Genomic DNA, 10,601 nt, shown 5'->3' on the forward strand with positions numbered 1-10,601 from the left:
CGCCCGGGTGTACCAAATGCGCCGAGGCGCCGTGTGGTCTTTTCGTACCAACGTCCAGAGGGGAAAGACAGGTTCAGGCCAGGCCGTGCTGGAAGGCGAAGGCCGTCGCGGCCGAGCGGGAGGAGACGCCAAGCTTGGCGAAGATGTTCTGGATGTGGCGGCGCACCGTGTGCTCGCTGAGGACGAGCTCGGCGGCGATGGCGCTGTTCGTCTGACCTGAGGCGACGAGGCGCAGGACCTCGAGTTCACGCTCCGTGAGGCCGCCGGCCGGGCGTGTCGCGGCCTTCGGCAAGAGTGTTTCCACCCGCGCAAGGTCCGGTGCGGCGCCGAGCTTCTGGAATAGCCAGCGGGCGGCGTCCAACTCGAGTTCGGCGCCGTCGTGGTCGCCGAGCTCGCGGCAGGCCATGGCGATGATGACTCGGGTCCGCGCCGCCTCGTACGGGGCCTCGATGGCCTGCCATTCGGCGAATGCGCGCCTCAATTCGGAGAGCGCGGCGGCCGCTTCGCCGGTCGCGAGGCGCGTGGCGCCCGTTGCGGTCCGCGCCGCGGCGCGAAGGAGCGCGCCCGGGCGCGCCGCGGCCAGCTCTGCGAGCTCAGCCGCGCCCGCCCGCGCCGCCTCGAGGTCACCCGCTGCTAGCATGACCTCGACGAAGGCCGGTAGGATGCGCCAGCGGTCCAGCGGCGACAGGGCTTCGGCGGCGGCGACCCGAATTGCGGCTGCCGCCGCCTCGACCTGGCCCTGACCGAGGCGCAGGAGCGCCATACCTGGCTGCACGTGGTGCCCGAAACGGCTTGCCTGGCGGAAAGCCTCCTCGGCCATCGCAAACTCGCCGCGAAGCCGCAGGATCTCACCCTGTTCGTAGAGGGCCGGCCCGGCATCGGCCTCACGCGTCGTTAGCGCACCGGCCCGCTGCGCTTCCCGCATCGCGTCCAGCCAGAGGCCCTGGAGGCGCAAGATGGTCGAGCGATGCACCAGGCACTCCCGGTGAAATGGCACTAGCCCTCGCTGCGAATCGCACCAGCGTCCCAGACTCGAGGTCCATACCCTCGCTCGGGGCAAATCGAGGGTCGCCTGGCAGCAGTCAATCGCTACGCAATAGACGAAGCCGTTCAGGACGGGAGAAAGAGGCGTCACGCCAATGGAGACCATGATCTCATCGAGCAGCTCGAAGCCGCTCTCGACGTGGCCTTCGCCGATCAGCCCCTGGGCGCGGCCGAGCGCAGCCATGGTCTCCAATTGCCGGTCCCCAAAGCGGCGGGCCAGGGCGATTATTTCGTCGCACCTTTCCCTTGCACCGCTGAAGTCTCTCTGGTTCAGCAGCCAGACGGCGGGCGGAAGCATCAGGTAGCCGCGCTCGACACAGTCGAGGCCGCCCTCATCGAGGAGGCGCTTCCCCCTGCTCAGCCATCCGCTGGCCAGTGTCATTTCGCCGGCCAGCGACGACAGGAGTCCGAGCCAGAACGTGCAGCGGGCCGCGCGCTGCACGTCCCCATGGCGCAGCGACTCCTCATGGGCGTTCTCCCAGGCGCTGCAGCTCTCCGGTTCGCGCCCGGTCATGTGGGCCGCAACGGCGAAGCGCTCGAGGTCGTCCAGGGTCAGTGACCGCTCGCGCGCCAGGGGCGCGAGCAAGTCATACGCCTCCTCCCAGTCGCGTCCCTCGAAGGCAGCGCGCGCCCCTTGGACGGTGTCAGCTATTGTCATACGCACGGATGGGGCGGAGCCTCACTCCTCCTCCGTCACGAACACTTTACACGCGGGGTCAACCGCCCTGGATCGCGGCGCGCGGGGGGACGAAGAGGGCCGGCCTTGGAGAAGGCCGGCCCTCTGTCTGTGTGCTGCCGCGGCTACGACTGGGCCAGCGGCTTCTTGGTGTCGTCGATCCACCAGTGGATGGCGGTCTCGGCCGCGGCGCTGCCCGCCGGTGCAGCCCGGTAGACGCCGAGGTTACCGATGACGGGCCAGTAAACGCCGACACTCAGCGCCGCAAAGGGGCCATATGGGATGTGGTAGGAGGCCTTGGCCAGCATCCTCTGCAAGTCCGCCGCCAGCTCCTGCTGCCTCTTGACGTCGAACTCGCGCCGGATCTTGTTGGTGATGTCGTTCACGGCCGGGTCGCCGTCCTGAGGGTTCTGTCCGTTCGGGGTCGCGCCCTCGAAGCGGCTGCCGTTGGCGTTCATGTTCGAGAAGATCTGCGTCGCCGGCGTCGGGTAACCGGTGACGGCGCGGTAGATGATGCCCGTGAAGCCCTTGAAGGTCGTCCGGTTCTTGTCGTAGGCCTTCGTATAGCCGTAGTGGTAGTTCGGCACCCAGTCGTTCTGGTAGTCACGCGGGTCGAGCTTGGCCCGCACGCCTCCCTCACTGAGCATGGCGCTGATCAGCTCCGCGCGGCGGGTGTAGACGGCCCCGTACTGCGTACCGCCGTTGAAGTGCAGCAGCGTGTCGATGCCGTTCGGGAACCCGGCGGCGGCCATCAGCTTCTTGGCCTCGGCGGGGTTGTACGTATAGACCTTCGACCATTCGCCGAACTTCTTGGTGTCCGTGGGGTCGATCCAGTAGCCCTCGGCGCCGCAGCCGACGACGGTGTGGTATCGAGGCATGATGTCCACCCCGTCATTCAGGAAGGCCTGGCGGTTGCTGTCCACGTCGATGATCAGCTCGCGGTCCATGAGCATGGAGACGGCCTGGCGCGCCCGCTCGTCCTTCCAGGGGGTGTCGCCGGCTCCGTAGCCGAAGCCGAGGGTCGATGGGAAGATGGGGTAAGTGTCGCCCTGCAGCATCACCAGGTCCATGTTGTCCTTCTTGGTGGCGATGGCGTCTTCCTGGACGACAACTGTGTTCCAGATGTTGCCGGCTTTGAACTGGGCCAGGCGCTGGGCGTACTCGGTGATGATCGGGTGTTCCAGCTTGTCCGGGTAGGGCCGGCCCTTGACGTAGTAGTCCGGGTTCTTCTGCCAGACCCGGAAAGCGGACGGACGGTTTTCGAGCAGTGTCCAGGGCCCGGAGCCCCGGATCTCGCCGCGGGGGTCGAAGCCCCCGTCGGACTCGCGCGGCATGACCCAGAACAGCCGCTCGAAGGCAAACAGCTTCAGCAATTCGGGGTCCGGCTGCTTCAGCTTCACGATGACCGTGCGTGAGTCCGGGGCGGACATGGACTCGACGGCCGAGTCCGGGGCCGTGTTCGCGTCGTAGGCCAAGTCCGTCTTGAAGGGACTCACGCGAATGAACTTGTTCCAGCTAAAGACAACGTCCTCGGCATCCAGCGGCCGGCCGTTAGTGGGCGACCGGGGGTCGAGCTTGAGGTTCGGGCGCAGCTTCAGGGTGAGCTGGGTCCTGTCGCCGTTGTACTCATAGGACTCGACGGCATCTCCTTCGACGTCGCCCCTGGACGGCTCCGGGTACTTCCCCGGTACGTATTTGAACAGACGCTGGTAGGCGTACACGCCGATCAACGACGCGGCGCTGAAGGAAGTGGTCGCCAGCAAGTCGAACGTGGTGGCGTCGGCGGTGACGAAGCTCTTGAAGGTGCCACCCGGCTTGGCCCTCGAAGTGGTGTCGACGGGCTTCGAGACGAGGCCCGCGCCTGTGCCGTCGCCCGAGCCGCCGCCACTGTCGTTGCCGCCGCAGCCCACCGTGCTCAGGGCCACGGCCCCGGCCCCGAGGCCGGCCGCGCCTGCCAGAGCCCGGCGGCGAGTCAGGCGGCTCTTCGCTAACCGCTCCCAATAAGCCAACTTGTTCTCCTTCTAGTGCTCCGCATGGGGGTTTCGTGAAATCTATAACAGGCACGGTGCTTACAGACGAGGGCCATTGCGCCCTTCGCGACAGTCTCGAGGGCGGAGGGGTTGCAGAACGATGCCTCGCAGGCAAATTCACATGCCGCTTTCGGGGGGCGCGAAGGTCTTGCGTTTAGGGAAACGCGACCCTAAACTGCGGTTAGCACTCGATAAAGCAGAGTGCTAACCCCCGCCAGCCGCAACAACACTTACGGAAGTTACCTTCAAGGAGGTCACAATGGCTCAGTTGATCCCGCTCGCCGACAAAATCGTGCTCCGGCCCATCGTCCAGGAAGAGGTGCTCGCCAGCGGCATCGTGATCCCGGACACCGCGAAGGAAAAGCCGCAGCAGGGCGAGGTCATAGCCGTCGGCCCCGGCCGGCGCGACGACGACGGCAAGATCATCCCCATGGAGATCGCTGTCGGTGACCGCGTGCTCTACGCCAAGTACACGGGCCAGGAAGTCAAGATCGAAAACGAGGAGCTAATCGTCCTCCGCGAAAGCGACATTCTCTGCAAGGTAAAGGTCTAACGAGCATTTCAGCACAGTTCGGCGCTTCGGCTGGTCAGGCTAGGGCCTGAAGTGCTGGCCGGCTGAACTGCTAAGGAGTCAACTAAATGGCAAAGCAGATTGTGTTTGATGAGGAGGCGAGGCGCTCTCTGAAGGCGGGCGTCGACGTGATGGCGGAGGCGCTACGCGTCACGCTTGGCCCCCGCGGCCGCCGCGTCGTCCTTGACAAGAAGTACGGGCCGCCCGCCGTAGTGGACGACGGCGTCTCCATCGCCAAGGAAATCGAGCTGAAAGACCCGTTCGAGAACATGGGCGCTCAGCTTGCCAAGGAGATTTCCTCGAAGACTAACGACGTCGCTGGCGACGGCACCACCACCGCTATGGTCCTGGGCGCGGCGATCGTCCGCGAGGGCCTGAAGAACGTGGCGGCCGGCGCCAACCCGATGATGCTCAAGCGCGGCATCGAGAAGGGCGTCGAGGCCGTCATCCGCGAATTGCGCGCCATGGCCAAGCCGGTGACCGGTAAGGACCAGATCGCCCAGGTGGCCTCGATCTCCGCCGACGACACCGAGATCGGCAACATGATCGCCGAGGTCATGGAGAAGGTCGGCAAGGACGGCGTCATCACGGTCGAGGAATCGCGCGGCATCCGCATGGAGACCGAGTTCGTGGACGGCCTCCAGCTCGACCGCGGCTACTCCTCGCCTTATTTCGTTACCAACACCGAGCGCATGGAAGCGGTGCTCGATGAGCCCTACATCCTGATAACCGACAAGCGCATCTCCTCGGTGACCGACATCCTGCCCATCCTCGAGAAAGTCCTGCAGGTGACGAAGAACTTCGTGATCATCGCCGACGACGTCGACGGCGAAGCGCTTGCCACCCTCGTCGTCAACAAGCTGCGGGGCACGATCAACGCGCTGGCCGTGAAGGCGCCGAGCTTCGGCGACCGCCGCAAGGCGATGCTCGAAGACATCGCCATCCTGACGGGCGGTACCTTCATAACCGAGGACATGGGCCGCAAGCTCGAGAACGCCCAGGTCGCCGACCTCGGCCGCGCCCGCCGCGTGGTCGCAGGCAAGGACGACACCACGATCATCGAAGGCTACGGGTCCGACGAGGCCATCCAGGCGCGCATCAAGCAGATCAAGGCCCAGATCGATGACGCCGCATCCGACTTCGACCGCGAGAAGCTGCAGGAGCGGCTGGCGAAGCTCGCGGGCGGCGTCGCCGTGCTCAAGGTCGGCGCCGCGACAGAGGTGGAGCTGAAGGAGAAGAAGCTCCGCGTCGAGGACGCGCTCTCGGCGACCCGGGCCGCTGTCGAGGAGGGCATCGTCCCCGGTGGCGGCGTGGCCCTCATACGCTGCCAGAAAGTGCTCGACCAGCTCGCCGCGACCCTGGAGGGCGACGAGCGCACCGGCGTGACCATGATGCGCAAGGTGTTCGAGGAGCCGCTGACCCAGATCGCCGACAACGCCGGCGCCGAGGGCACGGTCGTCGTCGACGCCGTGCGCAAGAACCCGGACCCTGAGTACGGCTATGACGCGATGAACGGCCAGTTCGGCAACATGATCCAGCTGGGCATCATCGACCCGGTGAAGGTGACCCGGACCGCACTGGAGAACGCCGCTTCGATCGCCACGATGATCCTGACCACGGAGTCGCTGGTGACGGACATCCCGGAGCCGCCGAGCAACGCGCCCACGCCGCCGCCGATGGACTATTAAGAGGACCGTCAGCCCTCAGCGGTTCGCGGTCAGCAAACGAGGAGGCCGGCTCTGTCCGGCCTCCCTGTTTTCCAATTCCCTTGGCACGGGCCTGCCTCTCCTGCCTCATGCCGCGCCAGTACTCCTCGATGCGGCGGTCGCCGAGCTCGCTGATCCGCCGCCGTATGTCCTGGCACCCCCTGCTGCCCGCGTCGAGCGGCCGCAGCCCGCTCGGGTCCGTGAACATGACGGGGTTGTCGTAGGCGTAGTCGTAGCCGCTGCCCACCGGGTCGAGCGAGAGGAAGCGCCCCGTCTCGCTGTCGTAATACCTCGCGCGCAGGTACTCGAGGCCGGTGGCGGCGTCGGTCTGCTCGCCGGTGTAGGTGAAGGGGTTCGCGGTGCTGCCGGTCGAGGACCTGACAGCGCCGAACACGTCGTACTCATATGCATTGAGCACCGTGCCTGAGGCGTCCACCAGCGCCATAATGCATTCTACGGTCGCCGTTGCCTAGCGGTCGCCTCTGGTCCGGTCTGTCGCGTAAACACGACATGAAGCTATGCTGGACCACATCGTCACCTCGCCGCACAGAACATGTGTCCGTTAGTAAGCCGTCAAGGCGCCCGTCTGTCAACATGCCGAAAGCGCGCCTTGGTACAAGGCCCGCAGTCATTCCTAATCCGGGAAAACCCCCGCCTCTGCGGCGAATCCTGTGTCTTCGCCTCTTTTCCGGGTGACGACGACGCGTCGACGCGTTACACGTCTCCGCCTCTCATGCACCAAACTGCCAAACAGTTTCCCGCCCCCGGACCATCCCCTGCGAAATCCGCGCCAATCTGTGGCCAACCCCTTCGCCTTCGTGGGCCAGGCCCCGCCCCCCGGACGCGCGTCCTCCGCTACAATGAGCCCGACCGCTCCGAACCCGCCACATGTTCACCCACCTTCACCTCCACACGGAGTACTCCCTCCTCGACGGCCTCACCCGTATACCCCAGCTCATGGAGCGCGTCCGCGAGATCGGCCAGGAGGCAGTCGCGCTTACCGATCACGGCGCGCTTTACGGCGCCATCGACTTCTATAAGGAGGCCAGGGCCAACGGCATCAAGCCGATCATCGGCGTCGAGGCCTACGTCGCGCCCGGCTCCCGCCTCACCCGCGAGAACGGCGACAAACAGCCCTTCCACCTGACCATGCTCGCCCGTAACAAGACGGGCTACCGCAACCTCCTCAAGCTCGTGACGAGCAGTCACCTGGAGGGCTACTACTACCGCCCGCGCATGGACCGCGAGCTCTTCCAGAAGTACAGCGAGGGCATCACGGTGCTCTCCGGCTGCCCCTCCGGCGAAATCCATCGCCTCATCCTCGAGGGCCGCATCGACGACGCGAAGGAGACCGCGCGCTGGTACCGCGAGGTCTTCGACGGCCACTACTACTTCGAGGTCCAGGAACACGACCTGCCCGAGTTCCGCCAGGCCCAACGCGTGCTGGTTGACCTCTCGCGGGACCTGGGTATCCCCCTGGTCGCCACCAACGACTCGCATTACCTCGACCGCGAAGACCACGACATGCAGGACATCCTCCTCTGCATCCAGACCAACTCCACGGTGCACGAAGAGAAGCGGATGAAGATGTCCGACCCTTCCTATTACGTGATGTCCGAAGCGGAGATGCGCGCCGCCTTCCGCCAGTTCGCCCACGGCAACGAGGCCTGCGACAACACCTGGCGCATCGCCGAGCAATGCGACCTCGAGCTGGAGTTCGGCCGCCTGCACCTGCCCGAGCCCGACCTGCCGCCGGGCGTCACGGCGCACGAACACCTCGTCGACCTCTGCTGGCAGGGCCTGCGCCGCCGCATACCTGACGCCGGCCCCGAGGCCGAGGAGCGCCTGCGCTACGAGCTCGACGTCATCGAGCACACCGGCTTCACCAACTACATCCACATCGTGCGCGAGATCGGCGGCTTCGCCCGCTCGCGCGGCATCCGCGTCGGCGTCCGCGGCAGCGCCGCCGCCAGCCTCGTGCTCTACTGCCTCGGCGTCACGGACTTCAACCCCCTGCGCGCCAACCTCGTCTTCGAACGCTTCCTCAACAAGGAGCGGCCCGAACCGCCCGACGTGGACTTCGACCTCCCCGACGACCGGCGCGAGGAGGTCCTGCAGTTCGTCGCCCAGCGCTACGGCCACGACCGCGTGGCCCAGATCATCACCTTCGGCACCATGGGCGCGAAGGCGTCGATCCGCGACGTCGGCCGCGCCCTCGGCATGGGCTACGCCGAGGTCGACCGCGTCGCGCGTCTGGTCCCGAACGCCCTGCACATGACGATCGAACGCGCGCTGCGCGAGGCGCCTGAGCTGAGGGCAGCCTACGAGCAGGACCCGCAGGTCCGGCAGCTCCTCGACAGCGCCCGCCGCCTGGAAGGCGTCGCCCGTAACGCCAGCACTCACGCCGCCGGCGTCGTCATCAGCGCCGAGCCGCTCGTCGAGCACCTGCCCCTCGCCCGTCCCGCCCGCGGCGACGCCACCGCCATGCCCACGACCCAGTTCACCATGGAGAACGTCGCCGCCATCGGCCTGATCAAGATGGACCTCCTGGGCCTGGCGAACCTCACCATCCTCGACCGCGCCGTCGAGATGATCCGTCAGCGCCACGGCGTCGAGGTCGACCTCGAGTCCCTGCCCGATGGCGACGAGAAGACGTTCGCGATGCTCTCCGCCGGCGAGACCTTCGGCGTATTCCAGCTAGAGTCCGCCGGCATGCGGCGCGCCGTGCTCGAGCTGCGGCCGACGCGCCTCGGCGACCTCGCGGCGCTCGTTGCCCTCTACCGCCCCGGGCCAATGCAGCACATCGGCACCTTCTGCCGCGCCAAGCACGGCCTCGAGCAGGTCACCTACCCGCACCCTGACCTGGCAGAGATCCTGGACGAGACCTACGGCGTCATCGTCTTCCAGGACCAGGTGCTGAAGATCGCCCAGAAGTTCGCCGGCTACTCCCTCGGCGCCGCGGACATCATGCGCAAGGCGATGGGCAAGAAGATTGCCGCCCTCATGCAGGCCGAGCACGAGCGCTTCATCCAGGGGGCCATAGCCAAGGGCTACTCGCAGGAAGACGCCCAGAAGGTCTACGACCTCATCGAGCCCTTCGCCGGCTACGCCTTCAACTCCGCCCACTCCTGGGCCTACGGCAACATCGCCTACCAGACGGCGTGGCTGAAGGCCCACTACCCGGAAGAGTACCTCTGCGCCGTGCTCATGCAGGCCGGCAGCCACCCCTCCGGCGCCCTCGAGCGCATCGCCCAGGCCTACAGCGAGTGCGTGCGCCTCGGCATCCCCGTCCTCCCGCCGGACGTGAACGCGAGCGGCGTCAACTTCACCCTCGAGGAGACTGCGGAGGGTAAGACAGGCATCCGGTTCGGCCTGGCCACGATCAAGAACGTCGGCGTTGGCGCCGCGCAGTCGATCGTCGAGTCCCGCGGCTCCGAGGGCTTCACGTCGATCGACGACTTCTGCCGCAAGCTCAACACCACGAACGTGAACAAGCGCGCGCTGGAGTCGCTGATCAAGGCAGGCGCGCTCGACAGCATTGCCGGCAGGCCTGACGCGCGCGGTTCACTCCTGCTCAGCCTCGACCGCATCATGAACATCGCCCAGAGCTCGCAGCGGCTGCGCGAGACCGGCCAGGCGACGATGTTCGACCTCTTCGGCTCCGAGGTCGCCACGCCGCTGGCCGGCATCGACCTGCAGAGCGCGCCGGTGCCGAAGCAGGAGGTGCTGGCCTGGGAGAAGGAGCTCATCGGCGTCTGGCTCTCGGAGCACCCGTACAAAGCGGCGGCTTCCGTCCTCGCCCAGCACGTATCCGCGCTCTGCAGCGAGATCACGCCGGAGATGCTCGAGGACATGCCCGCGCAGGGCCGCGAGGTCGTCGTCGCGGGCATCGTGGGTTCCCAGCGCCGGCTGGCGACGCGCGACGGCCGGCCCTTCATCGCCGCCGAGATCGAGGACCTCTCCGGCACGCTCGAGGTCACCGTCTGGCCCGACGTCTACGAGCGCACGGCCGACCTCTGGAAGCACGGCAACATCCTGCTGCTGCAGCTGCGCGTGCGGGAGCGCGGCGACCGCCTCACTGCCGGCGTCGTCGATGTCGTCCCCTACTCCGAAGGCTTCGTGCCGCCAGACTGGGCCTCGGAGTCCCGTCCGGACCTCCTTCGCATCGCCGACCGCTCCGCCAACGGCTACGCAGCGGGCAACCCCAACGGCAACGGCCACGGCTCGGACCTCGTCCGCTCAGCCGTCCTCGAAGCGGCCGCGCCTCCCGTCCCCGAAGTGATCACGGACGAAGATGGCCAGCTGCTGGAGACGAACGACGGCTCCCTGATGGCACCGCCCGAGGACCTCGACATGCCACCCGGCGCGATCCAGGCCCCGGCTGACGAAGGGCCGCGCGACGCCGCGGATGCGGCAGCGGAGGCGCCCGTGGACGGGTGGGGCGACGGCCCGCCCTCCAGCGCAGGGGCGCAGCACGCTGCGCCCGGGGAGGTGTGGGGTGGCTCCGGCGCCTCCGGCACCCGGGTGCCTGCCCCCGCGGCCGGCCGGGGCGCCCCCGGCGTCTCCGGCGTAGG

Annotated in this window: 5 protein-coding genes and 1 pseudogene; 3 read left to right on the forward strand and 3 right to left on the reverse strand. The window is 67.1% G+C overall.

Annotated elements, in window-relative coordinates:
• Nucleotides 1-73: 73 nt before the first annotated feature.
• Together VNN10_05030 and VNN10_05035 are read right to left on the reverse strand one after the other, a co-directional pair.
• Nucleotides 74-1,702, reverse strand: coding sequence for a response regulator transcription factor (locus VNN10_05030; GenBank protein HXH21373.1), 1,629 nt, complete (start codon nucleotides 1,700-1,702; stop codon nucleotides 74-76).
• Between the two features lie 143 nt (nucleotides 1,703-1,845).
• Nucleotides 1,846-3,729, reverse strand: a complete 1,884-nt coding sequence (locus VNN10_05035; protein ID HXH21374.1) for an ABC transporter substrate-binding protein — start codon at nucleotides 3,727-3,729, stop codon at nucleotides 1,846-1,848.
• 280 nt (nucleotides 3,730-4,009) lie between these two features.
• Here VNN10_05035 and VNN10_05040 point away from each other — a divergent pair, with 280 nt between their 5' ends.
• Complete coding sequence (locus VNN10_05040; GenBank protein HXH21375.1) at nucleotides 4,010-4,303, forward strand: co-chaperone GroES; 294 nt, start codon at nucleotides 4,010-4,012, stop codon at nucleotides 4,301-4,303.
• A gap of 86 nt (nucleotides 4,304-4,389) precedes the next feature.
• The gene (gene groL / locus VNN10_05045; protein HXH21376.1) at nucleotides 4,390-6,009 is read left to right on the forward strand and encodes a chaperonin GroEL; all 1,620 of its coding nucleotides are present in this window, start codon (nucleotides 4,390-4,392) and stop codon (nucleotides 6,007-6,009) included.
• Between the two features lie 214 nt (nucleotides 6,010-6,223).
• On the opposite strand, the pseudogene VNN10_05050 reads toward groL, so the two are convergent.
• Nucleotides 6,224-6,472 (reverse strand): annotated as a pseudogene (locus tag VNN10_05050) (RHS repeat-associated core domain-containing protein).
• 443 nt (nucleotides 6,473-6,915) lie between these two features.
• Between VNN10_05050 and dnaE the strand changes: the two are divergent.
• On the forward strand, nucleotides 6,916-10,601 hold a 3,686-nt coding region (gene dnaE / locus VNN10_05055; GenBank protein ID HXH21377.1), incomplete at its 3' end, for a DNA polymerase III subunit alpha.

This window comes from Dehalococcoidia bacterium (assembly GCA_035574915.1).
Lineage (GTDB): Bacteria > Chloroflexota > Dehalococcoidia > DSTF01 > WHTK01 > DATLYJ01.